This window comes from Nocardiopsis sp. N85 (assembly GCF_028882275.1).
GTDB classification, from domain to species: Bacteria; Actinomycetota; Actinomycetes; order Streptosporangiales; family Streptosporangiaceae; genus Nocardiopsis; species Nocardiopsis lambiniae.
In genome coordinates, this window is sequence record NZ_JARBUT010000007.1 from 110138 (window position 1) to 127957 (window position 17820).

18 protein-coding genes are annotated in these 17820 nt (G+C 72.0%); 12 read left to right on the forward strand and 6 right to left on the reverse strand.

The window, feature by feature from the left end:
* Positions 1–167: 167 nt before the first annotated feature.
* On the reverse strand, positions 168–1541 hold the full coding sequence (gdhA, locus tag PWG71_RS12000) for an NADP-specific glutamate dehydrogenase (protein ID WP_274809761.1): 1374 nt from the start codon (positions 1539–1541) through the stop codon (positions 168–170).
* 260 nt (positions 1542–1801) lie between these two features.
* On the opposite strand from gdhA, the gene PWG71_RS12005 reads away from it, so the two are divergent.
* Together PWG71_RS12005 and PWG71_RS12010 are read left to right on the forward strand one after the other, a co-directional pair.
* Entirely contained in the window at positions 1802–2482 is a 681-nt protein-coding gene (locus tag PWG71_RS12005; RefSeq protein ID WP_274809762.1) for a GNAT family N-acetyltransferase, read from the forward strand.
* 490 nt (positions 2483–2972) lie between these two features.
* Complete coding sequence (locus PWG71_RS12010; protein WP_446725012.1) at positions 2973–3425, forward strand: hypothetical protein; 453 nt, start codon at positions 2973–2975, stop codon at positions 3423–3425.
* On the opposite strand, the gene PWG71_RS12015 is transcribed toward PWG71_RS12010, so the two are convergent.
* Positions 3406–3969 carry a helix-turn-helix domain-containing protein gene (locus PWG71_RS12015; protein ID WP_274809763.1) on the reverse strand — a complete coding sequence of 188 codons (564 nt, stop codon included), beginning with the start codon at positions 3967–3969 and terminating at the stop codon, positions 3406–3408. The genes PWG71_RS12010 and PWG71_RS12015 overlap by 20 nt on opposite strands.
* A gap of 40 nt (positions 3970–4009) precedes the next feature.
* Here PWG71_RS12015 and PWG71_RS12020 point away from each other — a divergent pair, with 40 nt between their 5' ends.
* From PWG71_RS12020 to PWG71_RS12035, 4 genes are all read left to right on the forward strand, one after another.
* The gene (locus PWG71_RS12020) at positions 4010–4531 is read left to right on the forward strand and encodes a GNAT family N-acetyltransferase (protein ID WP_274809764.1); all 522 of its coding nucleotides are present in this window, start codon (positions 4010–4012) and stop codon (positions 4529–4531) included.
* 100 nt (positions 4532–4631) lie between these two features.
* Complete coding sequence (locus tag PWG71_RS12025) at positions 4632–5597, forward strand: EamA family transporter (RefSeq protein ID WP_274809765.1); 966 nt, start codon at positions 4632–4634, stop codon at positions 5595–5597.
* A gap of 57 nt (positions 5598–5654) precedes the next feature.
* The gene (locus PWG71_RS12030; protein ID WP_274809766.1) at positions 5655–5789 is read left to right on the forward strand and encodes a hypothetical protein; all 135 of its coding nucleotides are present in this window, start codon (positions 5655–5657) and stop codon (positions 5787–5789) included.
* 22 nt (positions 5790–5811) lie between these two features.
* Positions 5812–6813, forward strand: coding sequence for an outer membrane protein assembly factor BamB family protein (locus PWG71_RS12035; protein ID WP_274809767.1), 1002 nt, complete (start codon positions 5812–5814; stop codon positions 6811–6813).
* 3 nt (positions 6814–6816) lie between these two features.
* Here the strand turns inward: PWG71_RS12035 and PWG71_RS12040 are convergent, their stop codons facing one another.
* On the reverse strand, positions 6817–8907 hold the full coding sequence (locus tag PWG71_RS12040; RefSeq protein ID WP_274809768.1) for a hypothetical protein: 2091 nt from the start codon (positions 8905–8907) through the stop codon (positions 6817–6819).
* A 694-nt stretch (positions 8908–9601) separates the two neighbouring features.
* Positions 9602–10003 (reverse strand): DUF2784 domain-containing protein, encoded by a 402-nt coding sequence (locus PWG71_RS12045; RefSeq protein ID WP_274809769.1) that lies wholly within the window; start codon positions 10001–10003, stop codon positions 9602–9604.
* Between the two features lie 376 nt (positions 10004–10379).
* Between PWG71_RS12045 and PWG71_RS12050 the strand changes: the two genes are divergently transcribed.
* The 4 genes from PWG71_RS12050 (at position 10380) to PWG71_RS12065 (ending at position 14394) form a co-directional block, all read left to right on the forward strand.
* A complete protein-coding gene (locus PWG71_RS12050; protein ID WP_274809770.1) occupies positions 10380–11387 on the forward strand; it encodes a DUF2804 domain-containing protein in 1008 nt (335 codons plus the stop codon).
* 87 nt (positions 11388–11474) lie between these two features.
* The gene (locus PWG71_RS12055) at positions 11475–12491 is read left to right on the forward strand and encodes a pirin family protein (RefSeq protein ID WP_274809771.1); all 1017 of its coding nucleotides are present in this window, start codon (positions 11475–11477) and stop codon (positions 12489–12491) included.
* Positions 12492–12736: 245 nt separating this feature from the next.
* Positions 12737–14290: a sodium-dependent transporter gene (locus PWG71_RS12060; protein WP_274809772.1), complete on the forward strand. Its 1554-nt coding sequence runs from the start codon at positions 12737–12739 to the stop codon at positions 14288–14290.
* On the forward strand, positions 14290–14394 hold the full coding sequence (locus PWG71_RS12065; protein WP_274809773.1) for a methionine/alanine import family NSS transporter small subunit: 105 nt from the start codon (positions 14290–14292) through the stop codon (positions 14392–14394). The genes PWG71_RS12060 and PWG71_RS12065 overlap by 1 nt, the downstream gene beginning before the upstream one ends.
* 161 nt (positions 14395–14555) lie before the next feature.
* On the opposite strand, the gene PWG71_RS12070 is transcribed toward PWG71_RS12065, so the two are convergent.
* Both PWG71_RS12070 and PWG71_RS12075 read right to left on the reverse strand, forming a co-directional pair.
* Positions 14556–15098, reverse strand: coding sequence for a type 1 glutamine amidotransferase domain-containing protein (locus PWG71_RS12070; protein ID WP_274809774.1), 543 nt, complete (start codon positions 15096–15098; stop codon positions 14556–14558).
* Between the two features lie 146 nt (positions 15099–15244).
* Entirely contained in the window at positions 15245–16078 is an 834-nt protein-coding gene (locus PWG71_RS12075; protein WP_274809775.1) for an SDR family oxidoreductase, read from the reverse strand.
* 182 nt (positions 16079–16260) lie between these two features.
* Here PWG71_RS12075 and PWG71_RS12080 point away from each other — a divergent pair, with 182 nt between their 5' ends.
* Both PWG71_RS12080 and PWG71_RS12085 read left to right on the forward strand, forming a co-directional pair.
* Complete coding sequence (locus PWG71_RS12080) at positions 16261–17112, forward strand: metalloregulator ArsR/SmtB family transcription factor (protein WP_274809776.1); 852 nt, start codon at positions 16261–16263, stop codon at positions 17110–17112.
* Positions 17109–17708 (forward strand): dihydrofolate reductase family protein, encoded by a 600-nt coding sequence (locus PWG71_RS12085; protein ID WP_274809777.1) that lies wholly within the window; start codon positions 17109–17111, stop codon positions 17706–17708. The genes PWG71_RS12080 and PWG71_RS12085 overlap by 4 nt, the downstream gene beginning before the upstream one ends.
* Positions 17709–17820: the final 112 nt, after the last annotated feature.

Genomic DNA, 17820 nt, shown 5'->3' on the forward strand with positions numbered 1-17820 from the left:
GGGGAGACGCGGGGATCGCTCATGGGCGTCGGCCTCGGGAAGCACGGCCGGGGACGGTCAACGGGATGTCGCCGGTCCCTGGACCGGCGACGTGATCGGCCGCCCTCGCCGCGCGGCCGCCGTGGTCCCGGTGCGCGGGGAGACGCCCACCGGGACCGTCCGGCGACCTAGATGAGCCCTTGGGCGAGCATGGCGTCGGCCACCCGCTCGAACCCGGCCGCGTTGGCGCCCAGCACGTAGTCGCCCGGAGCGCCGTGGCGTTCGGCGGCCTCCTCGCAGCGGTCGTGGACGTCGACCATGATCCGGGCCAGCTCCGCCTCGGTGTGCTCGAACGACCAGGATTCGCGGCGGGCGTTCTGACGCATCTCCAGGACGCTGGTGGCCACACCCCCGGCGTTGGCGGCCTTGCCCGGGGCGAACAGCACGTCGGCCTCGCGCAGCACCCGCACCGCGTCGGGGGTGGTGGGCATGTTCGCGCCCTCCACGACCGCCGCCACACCGTTGCGCACCAGGGTGCGGGCGTCGTCGGCGTCCAGCTCGTTCTGGGTGGCCGACGGGATCGCGACCGCGCAGGGCACGTCCCACACGCTGCCGCCCTGCACGTAGTGGGCGTCACCGCCGTGCCGCTGGGCGTACTCGACGATGCGGCCCCGCTCCACCTCCTTGATCTGCTTGAGCAGGTTCAGGTCCAGGCCCTTGTCGTCGACCACGTACCCGCCCGAATCGGAGCAGGCGACCACGACGGCGCCGAGATCCCGGGCCTTCTCCACCGCGTACAGGGCGACGTTGCCCGACCCCGACACCACCACGCGGACGCCCTCCAGGGAACGGCCGTGGCGTTCGAGCATCCGCTGGGCGAACATGACGGCCCCGTACCCGGTGGCCTCGGTGCGCGCCCGCGAGCCTCCCCATTCCAGGCCCTTGCCGGTGAGGACCCCGGCCTCCCAGCGGTTGGTGAGCCGCCGGTACTGGCCGAACAGGTAGCCGAGCTCGCGCCCGCCGACCCCGATGTCACCGGCGGGGACGTCGGTGTGCTCACCCAGGTGACGGTGGAGTTCGGTCATGAAGGACTGGCAGAAGCGTTCGACCTCGGCGTCGGAGCGGCCCTTGGGGTCGAAGTCGCTGCCGCCCTTGCCCCCGCCGATGTTCATGCCGGTGAGGGCGTTCTTGAAGATCTGCTCGAAACCGAGGAACTTGACGACGCCCAGGTCCACGCTCGGGTGGAAGCGCAGGCCGCCCTTGTAGGGGCCCAGGGCGCCGTTGAACTCCACCCGGAAACCCCGGTTGACGTGGACGCGGCCTCGATCGTCGCGCCAGGGGACCCGGAAGACGATCTGGCGTTCCGGTTCGCACAGGCGCTCCAGGATGCCGGCCTCGACGTACTCGGGGTGCTGGACCAGTACCGGGGAGAGGGTCTCCAGAACCTCCAGGACGGCTTGGCGGAACTCCGGCTGCTCCGGGTCGCGTCGTACGACCTGCTCGTAGGCGGCGCGCAGGGCGGGGTGGCGGTCGGCGAGTCCGGTGGTGTGGGCGTCGGACATGCGGGACGCGGTCCTCTCGGTGGCGGCGCACCGGCGCCTCCAGGGCGGGGCGCCGCGGCACGGTGATGTCATGGCTGTTTCGGTGACGTGCCATCGACGTTACACAGGCCGCTCGTGTTCCGTTGACCACGGTGTCCCCTCCCGCGTGCGGTAACGGCGAGGGCGCTCCGGGAGTGTGATCGGATACGGACAGGGGGCACCATGGTTCACATCCGTTTCCGGGGCCCCTCGGTCCGCCCTCCGTGCCAGGAAGGACGCTCATGCCGTTCCCGTCCGACGTCCCTCTCTCCGACCTGGTCCGCCGATGGCAGCGGGGCTGGGGAACGGCGCGCTCCCTTTCCCCGCCGGTGGAGGAGGACGGGGCGCTGCGCGTGCACTTCGGCTTCGCGCACCGCCACGACGAGTACGTGCTGCTCGACGTCGACCGGGAACCCGACACGATCCGGGCCGTCGCCGCGCGGGTGCTCGACTCGCCGCACACGGACTGGGTGACCGTTCCCACGACCGTGCCCGACAAGACGACGCTGCTGTTGCAGGAGGCGGGGCTGGCGGTCGACCCGGGCTACGAGACGCTCATGGACGTGGACCTGGAGGATCACCCGGTCATCGAACCGCCGAGGCCCTACGGTGTCACGGTCGGGAAGGCGAGGGCGGTGATCCGCGTGCGGATCACGACCCCGCAGGGGGACGAGGCGGCCTCCGGCGCGGTGGGCGTCGGTGACGACGACGCCGTGGCCGACGCCATCGTCACCGAGCCCGAGCACCGGCGCCGGGGGCTGGGCGGGGCGGTGATGTCCGCGCTGGCGGAGCACGCCCGCAGGGCGGGTGCGACCCGGGGGGTGCTGATGGCCTCCTCGGAGGGACGGCACCTGTACACCTCTCTGGGCTGGAGCACTCGGGCGACGGTCCTCATCGCCCGCGCACCCCGCGCCATCGGCTGAGCGGACACCGGGCACGGCCCCGGCCGGAACCACTTCTCCGGTCCCACCCGGGGATCGCACGTGCCGCCGGGTCTCCCCGGTCCGATCGTGCGAGGCTGGGGGATGACCGATGCCCGAAACCCCCTGCCCGGCGGCATGATGAACACCGTCATCCGCCGCGGCGACCGGGTCGTCCGACCGCCCCCTCGACGGCCGCCGCCCTGCACCGCCACCTGCGAGCCCTGGCCGACGGCGGCTTCGACGGCGCGCCGCGCCCTCTGGCCCTGCGTCCCGACGGTCGCGAGGAGTTGGGCTTCGTCGAGGGGGAGGTGGCCCTGCCCCCGTTCCCCTCCTGGGTCGCCGGCGACGAGGTCCTGGCCTCAGCGGCCCGTCTGCTGCGCCGTTACCACGACGCCGCCGCCAGCCTCCCGCACGACCGCGACGCGCCCTGGCCGGGCGACCTCGCGGATCCGCGCGGGGCGGGCCGGTCCTGTGCCACAACGACCCGTGCGTGGAGAACATCGTGTTCCGCGACCGTCGCGCGGCGGCGCTCATCGACTTCGACCTGGCCGCCCCCGGCCGCCCGATCTGGGACGTGGCGGCCCTGGCCCACCACATGGGCCCCACCCTGCCGCCCGAAGCCGCCACCGGGCGGGTCTGGGAGGACCTGGACACCGCCCGTCGTCTGTGCCTGATCGCCGACTCCTACGGGCTGGCCGGTCGAGAGCGCGCCCTGCTGCCGCAGACCGTGGAGGAGTACCTGGCCGTGGCCCGCGTGTTCGTGGCCGGGCGGGTCGCGGCCGGGGACGCGGGGTTCGTCGACGCCCTGGAACACGGCGGCGGGTGGGCGCGCTGGGATCGTCGGCGGGACTGGCCGTCCGACCGGCGGTCCGGGCTGGTCCGCGCGCTGACCGCGCCCGGGGCCGTCGACGGCCGACCGGGGGTCAGGGGGCACGGCGGGTGACGGCCACCAGGTACCGGCACTCCTTCTCCCCGGGGTTGTGGAACTCGCACGGTGCGGCCGGGCCCAACCGGAGGCAGTCACCCTCGTCCAGCAGGTGCGCGGTCTCCCCCTCGCGGAACTCCAGCGTCCCCTCCATCACCCAGATCTGGTGGTGGGTGAAGGCGTAGGCCTCGGCGGGGAAGGACACCCGCGCACCCGGAGGCAGGTGCACCTCCACGAGTTCGAGTCGGCCGTCGGAGGTGGGCGAGACGGCCCGCCGGGTGTACCCGGTGTCGGGGTCGGTCCACACCGGTTGTTCATCGCGTCGGGCCAGCCTGCGCTCTCCGCGCTCGGCGCTGGCGATCAGTTCCGACAGGGTGATGCCGAGGGCCGCGGAGAGCCGGCCCAGCAGGGATGCGGTGGGCTGGACGTCGCCGTTCTCGATGCGGCTGATCATGGCCCGGGACACCCCGGAACGGTCGGCCAGGGCGGCCCCGGTCAGACCGCGGTCGGTGCGCAGACGCTGGAGGGCGGTGGCGAGGGCCACATGGAGGTCGTCGCTCATGGGTTCATCATAGTGAACATATTCGTCTACCATCCTCAATATGAACGTGACGCCGACCCTCTACACCGTTCGTGACGCCACCCCGGCCGACGCCGCCGCCTGCGCCGACGTCTACGCGCCCTACGTCACCGACACCGCCATCACCTTCGAACTGGATCCCCCCACCACCGAGGAGATGGTCGAGCGCATCGCCACCGCCCGTCGCGACCACGCCTGGCTCGTCCTGGAGGACGCCACCGGCGACGTCCTCGGCTACGCCTACGGCGGCGCCTTCCGCGCCCGCCCCGCCTACCGGTGGTCCTGCGAGGTCAGCGTCTACCTCCGCCGAGGCGTGCGCCGCACCGGCGCCGGCCGCGCCCTGTACGGCGCGCTCCTACCCCGCCTGGCCGAACGCGGCATGACCCGCGCCATCGCCTGCATGACCCTGCCCAACGACGCCAGCCTCGGCCTGCACCGATCCCTGGGTTTCACCGACGTCGGCGTCATGCACCGGGTCGGCCGCAAGCACGGCGTCTGGCACGACGTCGCCTGGGCCGAACTCGACCTCACCACCCTGCGCTGACCCCCCGCGGAGCCCCCGAAATCCGATGCGGGCCCCACCACCGACACCTATCCTCAGAGGGATCCCGTCCCTTTCGCGCACCCTCGGGGGAATCGAGCCCGTGTCCGCAGCACCCGTCCGCCACCGCCCCTCCGGCCTGGCCTTCGCCCTCGCCTCGGCCCTGGCCTTCGGCGGTTCGGGTGTCTTCGCCCGCCCCCTGCTCGACGCGGGCATGGACCCGCTCCACGTCACCTGGCTTCGCCTGGCCGGGGCCGCGCTGCTGCTGTCGCCCATCGCCGTGCGCCACCGCCGCGTCCTGACCCGCCGCCCCCTGCTCATCCTCGCCTACGGGGTGTTCCCCATGGCCGGGGTCCAGGCCCTGTACTTCGCCGCGATCGCCCGCATCCCCGTCGGGATCGCTCTGCTCATCGAATTCCTCGGCCCCGTCCTGGTCCTGCTGTGGCTGCGCACGGTACGCCGCACCCGCGTCTCCCCCGCCGCCGCGATCGGCGTCATCCTGGCCGTGGCCGGGCTGGGGCTGCTGCTGGAGGTATGGGCCGGGATGCGCCTGGACGTCATCGGGGTGGCCCTCGCCCTGGGCGCGGCGGCCGGTCAGGCCGCCTACTTCCTGCTGTCGGACCGCACCGGCGACGACGCCGACCCACTGGCCGTCATCGCCTTCGGCTCCATCACCGCCACCGTCCTGCTGCTGCCCCTGGCCCGGCCCTGGACCCTGGACCGGGGCCTGCTGACCGCGTCCATGGACCTGGGCCCGCTACCGGTGCCCGGGTGGGCCCTGGCCCTGTGGCTGGGCCTGGTGTGCACCGCGATCGCCTACTTCACCGGCATCGCCGCCGTGCGCCGCCTGTCGCCGCAGATCGCCGGCGGCGTCGCCTACCTGGAGGTTGTCACCGCGATCGTGCTGGCCTGGGTGCTGCTGGGCGAGGCACTCACCCCGGTACAGATCGCGGGCGCGGTCGTCATCGTCACGGGGGCGTTCATCGCCCAGACCGCCGTTCCCGGCACCCCGGAGCCTCCGGCGGCGACACCCGCCGAACCGGACGACCGGCCCGCCGCCCTGACCTGACACCGACGCGTCCACCCGGCTTCTCGGCGTCCCATCGGTCTCGGACGGGGACCGACGATGCCACGGCACACGACGGAGCCCAGGGGGTCGAGACTGGGCCTGGTGGTGCTGCTGGGACCGGACTCCGACGTGGGCCGCGCCCTCGCCCACCGCGCCCGCACCGCCTTGGGCGCCGGTGGCCACCGGGTGTGAGGACTTCGCTAGATTGCGGTGCATGCCCAGCCTTTTCCCCTCTCCTGGTGTCCGGGGCGCCGCCGTGGCAGCCGCCGTCCTGGCGGTGAGCGCCTGCACGGTCACCCCCGGCCCGGGCGAACCCGCGCCCGACCCCGCAGCAGACCATCTGCGCGAGGCCGGATACACACCGACCGCCTCCGCCATCAGCCCGGATGAGCACCTGCTGTGCACCGCGGGCGCAGAACGCTCACCCGACTGCGAGGGCACCGGCCAGGTGCGCTGGTCGCTGCCGTTGGAGGGCGAGTACCGGCTCACCGGGAACCTGCTGATGCATCACATCGACACCGGTGCGCAGTACCACGACAACTTCACCACCTTCCACGCGGTGGAGGCCGGCCGGCGCGGGGTGCTCTACGCCGAGAACGCGCTGCTGCGCATGATCGACGCCGACACCGGCCGCGTGCGGTGGACCACCGACCTGCGCCAGGACCCGGACGTGGACTTCCTGCACTCGGGGCTGCGGTCGCTGCACGCCGATACCGACCGCATCGTGTTGCGCTACGGTGACGGGTTCGTGCAGGTCGACGCCGAAGACGGGGCCGTGTCCGGTATCGCGCCGATGCCGCCGTGCACCGGTGCCCTGGCGGCCATCGACGGCGACCAGGTCGTCCTGGAGCACTGCCATGACCACGAGGGCTCCTACCTGGCCCTGGACCTGGCCACCGGTCGGACGTTGTGGGAGTTCCGAGAGGGTGACGAGGCGGACCTGTCCGGTGGCCGATTGCACACACCCTCCCGGGTGTTCGCCACCGAGGTGGACGAAGGACCGACCAGCGCGGTGGAGGCGGGCTCCGGCTGGCACGGGCCCGCCGGGCTGGGAACGATCGCCCTGACCGGCGTCGGGGTCACCATCGAGGGCCGGGGGGACATGGCGGTGGCGTTGGCGTGCGCCCCCGATGGTGTGCCCTCTCTGGAGGCAGAACCCCACGCGCCGGGGGTGCGCTGTGCCGAGCCCCGCCTGTACGCGGTCAACATCGACTGACGTTCACCGAGCGCAATGTGCGGTGGCGCACCGCACCAGCTCGTAGGTGTGCTCCTCATCGTCGACGACGCGGTGCCACACCAGGTGCGGGCGGTCGTCGCCGTCCAACGCCAGGTCGATCCACCCCGGCGTGTAATCGTAGACGCCCACCACGGTGCGGTCATAGTCCTGGCAACGTGCGTCAGCGCACGCCAGGTACAGGACTTCCCTGGTGGTCGTGTCGATGGTCGCGATCTGGGGCAGCCCGGCCGAGTCCAAGGCCAGCGCGGGCGGGGTGCGCTGCCAGCCCGGGCCCAACACCTGGGCGGTATCGTGCTCGGAGCACACCGCGTCGGCGCAGTCGATGAGCCGCACGGACCCGTCGCGGGTGTCCAGGTGGACGATGACGGGGGTGCCGTCGGGGCGGATCCGCACCGTCGCGCCGGTATAGCGTTCCGGATTCCATTCCATGGTCCGCGGCACACCGGACGGCGCAAGCAGCTCGGTGGTGGTGAAGTCGGCGCACTCCACGTCATGGCAGGCGTAGAGGGTGAGCGCGCCGGTGTCGGGATGGTGGACGCTCACCCGCCCTACGCCCTGGTCGGTGGCGGTGACGCTGACCAGCGCCGGGTAGGTGTGACGGGACCAGTCGGTGGAGGCGAACGCGCTCCCGGGTTCGCGGACCAGCAGGGTGGAGGCCTGGTTGCGGCAGTGGTCGGTGCTGCAGCTGGACAGGGTGAGCAGGGTGTCGGGGTACCCGACGGAGGGGGTGGCGGTCACGACCAGGTGGCGGCCGCCGCCGACCCCGCCCCAGGCCGCCATGTGCTGGGAGAGGCGGCTGGTGGTGATCTGCTCGGCGGGGTCCTCTTCTGTGGTGTTCCACCGCCCTTCGGGTTCCACCGGCGGCTCGATCGTCCACGTGCCCGATGCGCAGTCGGTGGCGTCCAGGCACTGGTCGTGCAGCACGATGGTGCCCTGGGGTTTCCACACTTCGCGTGAGGTGTACACGGTGCGCACCGCGTTGCCCGCCATACCGGTGGTTGTCAGCAGCGCGCCGACGTCGTCCTGGGGCGTCTCCAGATCCACGCACCGGTCGCCCTCACCGCACAGCACCTCGCGGTCGCCGAAGACCACCGATGCCTCGTCCTCGGGCAGCAGGAGCGGTTGGGGGTTGGTCTCGACGCGGCCCCACGCCGCCAGGGAGACGGTCTCGTAGCGCAGGGTCGGCCAGGGACCGCCGGTGAGCAGGTGCTGGTAGATCCGGACCGGGACCGCCAGCCCCATGACGACGACCACGACCATCACCGCGGCCAGGTAGGGCCGCCGGGGCCGCTCCTGGGGGGCCGGCCCCCCACCGGTGACGGCCAGGGTCAACGCCAGGGCCGCGACGAACAACCCGGCCAACCCTGCGATCAGGGTGGGGATCAGGGTGTTCTCCGTGGTGATCCCCGACCCCAGATAGGCGACGACGGCCGCGCACCCCGCCACCGCCGACACCGAACCCCACTGGTCGGCGCCGCCGGAACCGGTGAGCAGGCCCCGACCGCGCAACCCGGCCAGGAACGCCAACGGCCGCTCCTGGGTATGGATCCCGGCCAAGGGTGCCCACAGCGGGGTCAGGGACGCGAACAGGGCGGCGCCCACACTGAAGCGCAGCGCCGGGTGGGCCTGGTCGTAGGCCGCCAGGAGAGCCGCATCCGCTGCCCAGAGCACACCTGCGGTCACCGCGGCGGCGGCCAGGGTCAGAGGGAACCGTGTCAGGGAACGGGCCAGAGCCCGCCCAAGGCGGACGGGGCGGCCGTGCAGTGCCTGGGCGAGCAGGTGCACGGCGACCCCCCACGACACCACGGCCACGCATGCGCCCGCGACCCCCGCAGCCCAGAAAACCCAGGTGGGCAGCAGATCCGTCAGCGGTGCGTCCAGCCACGGGGTGCCGTTGACGATACGGCCGTGCCGCGACGCGAACCAGGGCACCACGATCGCTGCGGCCGCCGCCACCGGCACCACCGGGAGGAAGAACACGCCCGCCACCACGAAGTACAGGCTCGAATGGAGCCGTTCGTTGAACGGGGCGGGTGGCCGGTGTGCAGGCCTGGGTGGGGCCTCGGTCTGCATGGGAGTGCCCTCTCTGGTCACTACGGGGGGTATGTCCGCGATGACGATAGCGGGACCCGGTCAAGGCCGTCCCCACCCCCGCCCCATCGGGTCGGGCCGTCGACACACTTCGGGGAGATGATCGTTCCTGTAACCATCCCTGAGACCAACGATGATGGGGTGGGTCAATGCTCGCAGATCAGGGTGTTCCACCGTGTCCACCATCAAACGATCGTCCCCGTCACCACCGACGAGTCGTCGCGTGTACAGGTACGGGAGGCAGACCACGGACCATCGGTCTCGGACGGGGACCGACGACGCCACGGCACACGACGGAGCCCCCGCGCGACACTCGGTCGCACGGGGGCTCCCGTCACAGCCGGTACCTCGGCTCCCCCCCCGGGACCGAGGATCCGGCCGGGCCACGGGCGTCATCCCCCGAAAACGCCCGGCCCCGCACCCGCGCCGGGTCCTCCCGGGCCGCGCGGCCTCGACGACCGTCCCCCTCTGGCCCGCGAGGAGCGCGAGTGCTCACCAGAGCCTGTACCCGATCCCCCGCGAGTAAACATCGGGATCCTCGGAAACGGCCGGAGAGGTCGGGCCGTCGCCCCCGTGCGGGCCGCTGCTGTGGGCCGGGCCCGGGTCGTCGCCTCCACGGACCACCGCACCCTCGACGGTCGCTCCGAAGCGGCGTCGTGCCCCGCGCAGGAACCGCTCAGCTCCGGATCTCGCTTCGGTGTTCCCCGGCACCCGCCTCCACACGACGCCGCCACAGCCACCACGTGCCCGCCCACGAGGCGGCGACGATGCCCGCGATGACGTACCGCGACGTCATCAGGTGCTCGCGCGGGTACAGGGTGCCGGTCAGGTAGTGGTCGATGAACCCGAACTCCATCACCGGTCGCCCCGTGGCGGCCCGCGACCAGTTCTCGATCTCGGTCAGAAAGCAGGGCCAGCCGATGGTGACGATGCCCAGAGCGTAGGCGGCCACGCCCAGGTGCACCCAGAACAGGCGGGGGTGCCGCCAGGCCGTGAAACCGCCCAGGACGACGTAGGCGAAGAACGCGAAGTGCAGGGCCGCCGCGGCGAGCCCGGCCAGGAGGACGAGGAAGGTCATGGCCTCGAACGTACGAGGGCACGGCCTCCCCCCACATGGGCGCTCGTACTCAGGACAGGTGGGTGCCGGTGCTCAACCGGCGACCCCGTGTGGCCCCGTGCCACGGTCGTCCGGCGCACTCCGGGCGACCTCCCCGGACCGCCGGGTGGGGAACGGATCGCCCTCGAACCCGGGAAGGACGCGCGGGTGGGCGTGGAAGCCCCCCGACCGGTGGCTCACCCGCTTCAGGGGGCTCGCGAGATCCGGCCCCGCCGCCCCGGTCGCACGATGGGTGCGGCCCGCCCGCTCCGAAAGTCCCTCGGACGGTTCCGGAAAGCGCGGGTACGGGCCCTCTCTCCCTTACCCGTGAGCGGACACGCCCCCTATGCTGCCGGTCATGCCTACTCACGAGCGGGAGATCACCACCCCCGTCGATCTGTGCACCCCCGACGGCCGGCTCGCCTCCGGGGCCGTGGGCTGGTCCCGCACGCCCCTGCACCGCACCGTCCTGCCCGCCGGGTGGGGGCGCCGCAAGAAGTGGGAGTACTGGTGCGTGCTCACCCCCACGCACCTGGTCGCCCTCACCGTCGCCGACATCGACTACCTGTCGGTCACCGCCGTCCACCTCCTGGAGTACGGGGGCGTGGAGACCGGCCGCACCGTACTCGGTCCGCTCGGCCGCGGGGTGCGCCTGCCCGACACCCTCGACGCCGGCCCCGTCACCGCACTGGGGCCGATCCGCGCCCGTATCCGCCCGCTGGACGGCGGCACCCACCTGCGGTTCTCCTGCGACACCCCGCAGGGCCGACTCGACGCCGACCTGACCGTGGACCTGCCCGCCGGCCACGAGACGATGAGCGTCGTCATCCCGTGGAGCGAGGACCGCTTCCAGTACACCTCCAAGCACACCGCCCGCCCCGCCCACGGGACCGTCCGACTGGGCGGTCGCGTCCTGGACTTCGAGGGCGGATGGGGTGTCCTCGACCACGGCCGCGGCCGCTGGCCCTACGACACCCGCTGGAACCGGGGGGCCGCCGCCGGGGAGACCGACGGCCGGACCGTGGGCCTGCAACTGGGCGGCAGGTGGACCGAGGGCACCGGCCTGACCGAGAACGCCCTGTGCGTGGACGGACGCCTCACCAAGATCGGTGAGGAACTGGAGTGGGAGTACGACCCCGACGACGAGTCCTCGCCCTGGTGGATCCGCACCCCCGCCTCCGAGCGGGTGGACCTGCTGTTCACCCCGTTCCACCGGAGGTTGGACCGCATCGACGCGGGGGTGCTGGTCAACGACACCCGCCAGTGCTTCGGCCACTACACCGGCACGATCCGCACCGACGACGGCGAGGGGATCGCCGTGGACGGCCTGACCGGGTTCGCCGAACATGTCCACATGCGATGGTGATCCGCGCCCCCCGGTGACCGGACCCCGTCGGGGCCGCACGCCGTGTCACCCGCTGTCGGCACCGTCGACTCGACTACCGTCGGCGATGTGAGCAACCTCGAAACCCATCCCGTCGAAGAGAGCGTCTGCGGCGGAGAGGCCGCACCCGCCGCACCCGACCCCGACGCCGAACTCCTCCTGCCCCGCGAGGTCCCCCTCGGCGGGCCCCGCGCCATGCTGGTCCGCCGCGCCCTCCCCGGCAAGCACCGGCGCATGATCGGCGCCTGGTGTTTCGCCGACGTCTACGGTCCCGACGACGTCTCGGCCGGCGAGGGCATGCAGGTGCCCCCGCACCCGCACATCGGACTGCAAACGGTCAGCTGGCTGGTCCGGGGTTCGGTCCACCACCGCGACAGCCTCGGCTCCGACCGGCTGGTCCGGCCCGGCCAGCTCAACCTCATGAGCGCCGGGCACGGCATCGCGCACTCCGAACGCACCCCCGCCGACGCGCCCGCCCTGCTGCACGGCGCCCAACTGTGGGTGGCCCTGCCCGACGGGGCCCGCGACGGGACGCCCGTCTTCGAGCACCACGCCGATCTGCCCGTGTTCGAGGTGCCGGGGGCCCGGATCACGGTGATCGTCGGCGAGGTGGCCGGACACCGTTCCGCCGCCACGGCGCACACCCCGCTGGTCGGCGCCGAGGTGCTCGTCGAACCCGGGGCGCGGGTGCGCCTGCCCCTGGACCCCGACTTCGAACACGGGGTGCTGCCCTTGGACGCGCCCGTGTCGCTGCTCGGCCACCGGGTGGAGGCCGGGGCCCTGCTCTACCTGGGGCAGGGGCGCACGGAGGTGGAGCTGTCGGTACCGGAGTCGGCGGAGCCGGCCCACCTGCTGCTGTTGGGCGGGGAACCGTTCACCGAGGACCTCGTCATGTGGTGGAACTTCGTGGGGCGCGACCACGACGAGATCGTCGCCGCCCGCGACGCCTGGGAGGCCGGGCGCACCGCGCCCGGTGAGGGCCGCCGGTTCGGCGAGGTCATCGGCGACGGTGGGGCGGCACTGCCCGCTCCCGGCCTGCCCAACGCGCGACTGCGGTCCCGGCCGCGTCACCACAGCGGCCGATAGCCCGCCCGGCCCCGTCGAGGCCCGCCTCCAGGCGGGCGCCGACGGTTCGACAAGGCGCACTGAACATCACGGTCAAGTCGCCCTCATCGACCGTCGCGGGCTTGAGCACACCATGGACGTTTGATCGCCACGGCCCCGAAGGGGCGAGACGAACCGCCGTTCCAGGCTGTCGGAACGTGCTGTTCCGTCCACATTCCTGCTAGCGTGCGGGGCGCGCAACGACGGCATGATGAGGAGACCTGAACATGGTCCAACAGACTCGCGAGCAGTGGGGGACGCGCGCGGGCTTCCTGATGGCGGCGATCGGATCCGCCGTCGGACTCGGCAACATCTGGCGATTCCCCTACATCGCCTATGACAACGGCGGCGGGGCGTTCCTGGTGCCCTACCTGGTGGCCCTGCTGACCGCCGGTATCCCGCTGCTGATCCTGGAGTACTCGATCGGTCACAGGTACCGGTCGTCGGCCCCGCTGGCCTATCGGCGGATCTCTCGACCGGCGGAGGCCATCGGCTGGTGGCAGGTGGCGATCTGTTTCGTGATCGCCGTCTACTACGGGGCGATCATCGCCTGGAGCGCCTCCTACATCTGGTTCTCCGTCACCGAGGCCTGGGGGGACGACCCCAACGGGTTCTTCTTCGGCGAATACCTTCAGATGAGCGAGACCCCGGGCGGTGTCACCGGGTACGTGCCCGCCGTGGCCCTGCCGCTCATCGCCGTGTGGGTCGTGGTGCTGGCCATCCTGGCCCTGGGCATCCGCAAGGGCGTCGAGAGGGCCAACCGGATCTTCATCCCGCTGCTGGTGGTCCTGTTCCTCATCATGGTGGTGCAGGCGCTCACCCTGGAGGGCGCCACCACGGGTCTGGACGCCCTGTTCACCCCCGACTGGAGCGCCATGCTCGACGGTGGGGTGTGGGTGGCGGCCTACGGGCAGATCTTCTTCTCCCTGTCGATCGGTTTCGGCATCATGGTCACCTACGCCTCCTACCTGAAGCGCAAGGCCGACCTGACCGGCTCGGCGATGGTGGCCGGTTTCGCCAACAGCTCCTTCGAGCTGCTGGCCGGCATCGGTGTGTTCGCGGCCCTGGGGTTCATGGCCACGGCCGCCGGCAGCGCCGTGGACGAGGTCGCCACCTCGGGCATCGGGTTGGCCTTCATCGCCTTCCCGCAGATCATCTCCACCCTGCCCTTCGGCGGGTCGATGTTCGGTGTGCTGTTCTTCGCCTCGCTGGTGATCGCCGGTCTCAGCTCGTTGATCAGCATCGTCGAGGTCGTGGTCTCCGCGGTGCAGGACCGTGTCGGGCTGGGCCGCCTCCAGGCCGTCCTGATGGTCGGCGGCGTCATCGCCCTGGTGTCCGTGCTGGTCTTCCCCACGCACGAGGGCCTGTACTACCTGGACGTGTTCGACCGCTTCATCAACCAGTACGGCATCGTCCTGGCCGCCCTGGTGACGCTCATCGTGTTCGGTTGGGTGCTGCGCCGCCTGCCGGTCTTCCAGGAGCACACCAACGCCGTCTCCTCCATCCGCCTGGGCGCGTGGTGGAAGATCACCCTGGGTGTGATCACACCGATCCTGCTGGGCTTCATGATGTGGGACAGCCTGCGCGCGGAGCTGGCCGAGAACTACGGCGGTTACCCGGTCGGGTTCCTGCTCTCGGCCGGTTGGGGTGTGGCCATCGGCGCCATCGTCATCGGCGTGGTCGTCGCGCTGGTGCCCTGGCGTCGGGCCGACCGGATGGCCGCCCAGGACGCCGAACGCCTCAAGAGCGGGACCACTGACACCGAGGAGGGTGACCGCTGATGTCCACCAGCGCGATCGTCATGATGATCGTCTCGATGGTCCTGCTGTGGGGAGGGCTGATCGCGGCCGTCGTCCACCTGCGACGCCATCCCGACACCGACTGATCACGGCACGACGACGGGCCCGCCGTTCTCGGCGGGCCCGTCGTCGTGTCCCCGGGGCACGCTCTCGGAGACGGGTCCGGGACGTCCACGTCCCGGACCGGCCGACGCGGTCGCCGGGGGCGGAGCCCGTGTCGGCCCCGCCCCGGTTCGCCGGTGCCCCGTCAGGCCCGGGTCAGTTCCTCGATGATCCGTTCGCAGAACGCGGGCAGGTCACCGGGGTTGCGGCTGGTGGTGATGCCCGCGTCGGTGACCACCTCGGCCTCGACCACGTGACCGCCGGCGTTGCGCACGTCGGTGCGGATGCTCGGGTAGGAGGTCACCGTGCGGCCGCGCACCAGATCGGCCTCCACCAGCACCCACGGTCCGTGGCAGATCGCCGCGATGGGCTTGCCGGCCGCCGCGAACTCCTTGACGAACCGGATCGCGTCCGAGTCGGAGCGCAGGTTGTCGGGGTTGACGGTCCCTCCGGGCAGGACCAGGTAGTCGTAGTCGTCGACCGAGGCCTCCGACACCCGGCGGTCGACCCGGAAGACGTCGGCCGGTTCGATGTCGCCGTTCATGGCCTGGATCTCGCCGTCCTTGAGGGACAGCAGTTCGGTGTCGGCCCCGGCCTCGCGCAGGGTCCGACGGGGTTGCTCCAACTCGACCTGCTCGACCCCGTCCGCGGCCAGGAACGCGACCCGGCGACCGGTGAGCGTTGCCATTCTCCTTCGCCTCCTCGCATAGCGGGCGCCGCCCCTCACGGCGCCGTGGTGGCCGCCCTACCCGCCCATCGGGATTTTGCACCCGCCGTGGGGCAGAACCGGACCGAGGGGGCCCGGAACGGGGAGGCGGCCGTTTCGTTCGTGGGTCACCCCGCCCGCCAGGTGGCGTCCTGGAGCGCGCCTCCGGCCTGGGGTCCCATCAAGGAGAGCCCGCCGTCGACGAACAGCGAGGCCCCGGTGACGTAGGACGCCTTCGGGTCGGCCAGGAACGACACGGCCTCCGCCACCTCGTAGGCGTGGCCCGGTCGGGGCAGCGGGTACCCGGCGCGCGAGTCCAGCGCGGGTTCCTCCTCGTGCCGGCCGGTCATGGGCGTGGCGATCTCGCCCGGCGCGACGGCGTTCACGGTGATGCCGTACAGGCCCAGTTCCAGGGCCAGGACGCGGGTGAGCAGCTTCAGCCCGCCCTTGGCCGCGCAATAGGCGCCGGCGGTCACCCGCGGATACTCCTCGTGCACGCTGGTGATGTTGATGATGCGGCCGCCGCGACCGGCGTCGCGCATGTACGAGGCCGCGATCTTCGAGCACAGGAAGGGCGCGTCCAGGTCCACCGCCAGGACCTGGCGCCAGCGCTCGTAGTCGGTCTCCAGGAGGTGCTCTCCGGAACCGATCCCCGCGTTGTTGACCAGGACGCCCACCCCGCCGAGTTCCTCGATCAGGGCCGAGACGGCCTCAGCGCCGCGTGGCGGGTCGGTGAGGTCGTGCCGGCGCACGGCCACCCGGCGTCCGGTCTCACGGATCTCGCTCTCGGTGCGGGCGATGCCCTCCTCGTCGCTGTGGTAGGTGATTCCGACGGCGAAGCCCATCCGGGCGAGACGGATGGCGATCGCCCGGCCGATACCGCTGTCGGCGCCGGTCACGATCGCCACACGGTCGTAGTCGTCGAACTCGGTCGCTCCATCGACGCGGTCATCGTGTGCCATGGACGCTCCTCCCTTCCCTGCGCCTTGACGGCGCGTGTGCGCTTCGTGTGGGCGGCTACCCGTCGCGCCCCTCGGTACACATGGCGGCTCGGAGCCGTCTTCTCCGTCTCCTTCCGACGGTGGACGATCGACATCTCCATATTCATTGACAAGAATATTCGCATGGGAGAATAATCGAGGTCATGCACGAACGACTGGAGGCTCTGGGCGAGCCCGCCCGCTTGCGCATCGTCCGCCTGCTGACGGAGCGACCGCTGTCGGTGGGGGTGATCGCGGAACGAACGGGACTGCGCCAACCCCAGGCGACCAAGCACCTGCAACGACTGGAGCGAGCGGGACTGGTGGTCTCCCGGAGGTCCGCCAACCGGCGGGTCTACGCCCTCGAACCGGAACCGCTCCGCGAGCTGGCCGCACTGTTGACCGGACTCGCCGACACGGCGGAGGCGCACCGGGGCGGCCGGGAGACCTTCGAGGCCTACTTCGCCGCCGTCGAGGCCGAGACGCGCGCCGCCGACCGCGCACGCTGGGCCGACGAGCGGACCTTCGTGTTCGATCGCGTCCTGCGGGCGTCGCGGGCGACCGTGTGGAGCCACCTCACCGAGCCCGACCTGCTCGCGCGCTGGTGGGCGCCGAACGATCTGACCGTCACCGAGGCGGCCTTGGAGCCCCGACCCGGCGGGCGGGCCGTGCTCGCCTATCGCGACGCGGCCGACACCTCCGGTGTGGACGGCACCGTGGGCCGTGCCGAGGGCGTCGTGGACGAGGTCGCCGAGGGGGAGCGGATCGTCCTCCGCCTCTCCCCGCTCCTCCCGGACGGCGGGACCGCGTTCACGGGCCACTACGAGTTCACGCTCTCCGACACCGAGGGCGGAACCGGGCTGGCCGTGCGCCTGCGGATCACCGACAGCGCCGTCGCCTCCGCCGAGTTCGTCGCCGGCATCGAGATCGGCTGGAACCAGTCGCTCGACAAGCTCACCGCCGCCGTCACCGGCGGCGCCTCCCCCCAGCAGGACCGAGAAGAGGAACCATCGTGAACGGACACACCGGCCGCAGGGTCGTCACCAACATGAGCCTCACCCTCGACGGAAGGTACGCGGGACCCGCAGGCCCGCACGACCTCGGATGGGTGATGCCGTACGCCACCACCGACGTCGCCCGCGACCATCTGAGCGAGCTGTGGCGGACCGCCACCACCGCGCTGCTGGGACGGGTCAACGCCGAGGGGTTCATGGGGTACTGGCCGCCCGTCGCCGACGACGGGTCCGCCGACGCGCGGGACCGGGGGTTCGCCTCCTGGCTGGTGGAAGCCGAGAAGGTGGTGCTCTCCGGCACCCTCACCGACCCCCCGTGGGAGCGCACGCGCGTCGAGAACGCGCCCGCCGCAGATGTGGTCGACAGGCTCAAGGCGGAGGAGGGCGGGGACGTCCTCGTGCTGTCCAGCGCGAGCGTCATCCGGGCGCTGCTCGCGGCGGACAGGGTCGACCGGCTGGCGCTGATGATCTTCCCGGAGTTCGTCGGCGGCGGGCCCAGGCTCTTCGATGACGGACTGCCGACCGGGAAGTGGTCGCTGGTCTCCCACACCGCAGGGGAACACGGGACGGTCGGCCTGGTCTACGACCGCATCGGGTGACACGTCCCGGAGAGGGCCCCGTACGGCACACGGCGCGTTCGCGCCCTGCTTTCCCGGCGAAGGTCTTCCTGGGGGGCGAACCAAGTACGCCGGAAAGCGGCAATCGTCTGGT

Bases quoted from the DNA above. Each gene is read 5' to 3' on its own strand.
- PWG71_RS12080 (WP_274809776.1), top strand. From the start codon at position 16,261: ATGCACGAACGACTGGAGGCTCTGGGCGAGCCCGCCCGCTTGCGCATC.
- PWG71_RS12040 (WP_274809768.1), bottom strand. From the start codon at position 8,907: ATGCAGACCGAGGCCCCACCCAGGCCTGCACACCGGCCACCCGCCCCG.
- PWG71_RS12045 (WP_274809769.1), bottom strand. From the start codon at position 10,003: ATGACCTTCCTCGTCCTCCTGGCCGGGCTCGCCGCGGCGGCCCTGCAC.
- PWG71_RS12070 (WP_274809774.1), bottom strand. From the start codon at position 15,098: ATGGCAACGCTCACCGGTCGCCGGGTCGCGTTCCTGGCCGCGGACGGG.
- PWG71_RS12020 (WP_274809764.1), top strand. From the start codon at position 4,010: ATGAACGTGACGCCGACCCTCTACACCGTTCGTGACGCCACCCCGGCC.
- PWG71_RS12050 (WP_274809770.1), top strand. From the start codon at position 10,380: ATGCCTACTCACGAGCGGGAGATCACCACCCCCGTCGATCTGTGCACC.
- PWG71_RS12015 (WP_274809763.1), bottom strand. From the start codon at position 3,969: ATGAGCGACGACCTCCATGTGGCCCTCGCCACCGCCCTCCAGCGTCTG.
- gdhA (WP_274809761.1), bottom strand. From the start codon at position 1,541: ATGTCCGACGCCCACACCACCGGACTCGCCGACCGCCACCCCGCCCTG.
- PWG71_RS12065 (WP_274809773.1), top strand. From the start codon at position 14,290: ATGTCCACCAGCGCGATCGTCATGATGATCGTCTCGATGGTCCTGCTG.
- PWG71_RS12075 (WP_274809775.1), bottom strand. From the start codon at position 16,078: ATGGCACACGATGACCGCGTCGATGGAGCGACCGAGTTCGACGACTAC.
- PWG71_RS12060 (WP_274809772.1), top strand. From the start codon at position 12,737: ATGGTCCAACAGACTCGCGAGCAGTGGGGGACGCGCGCGGGCTTCCTG.
- PWG71_RS12005 (WP_274809762.1), top strand. From the start codon at position 1,802: ATGCCGTTCCCGTCCGACGTCCCTCTCTCCGACCTGGTCCGCCGATGG.
- PWG71_RS12035 (WP_274809767.1), top strand. From the start codon at position 5,812: ATGCCCAGCCTTTTCCCCTCTCCTGGTGTCCGGGGCGCCGCCGTGGCA.
- PWG71_RS12030 (WP_274809766.1), top strand. From the start codon at position 5,655: ATGCCACGGCACACGACGGAGCCCAGGGGGTCGAGACTGGGCCTGGTG.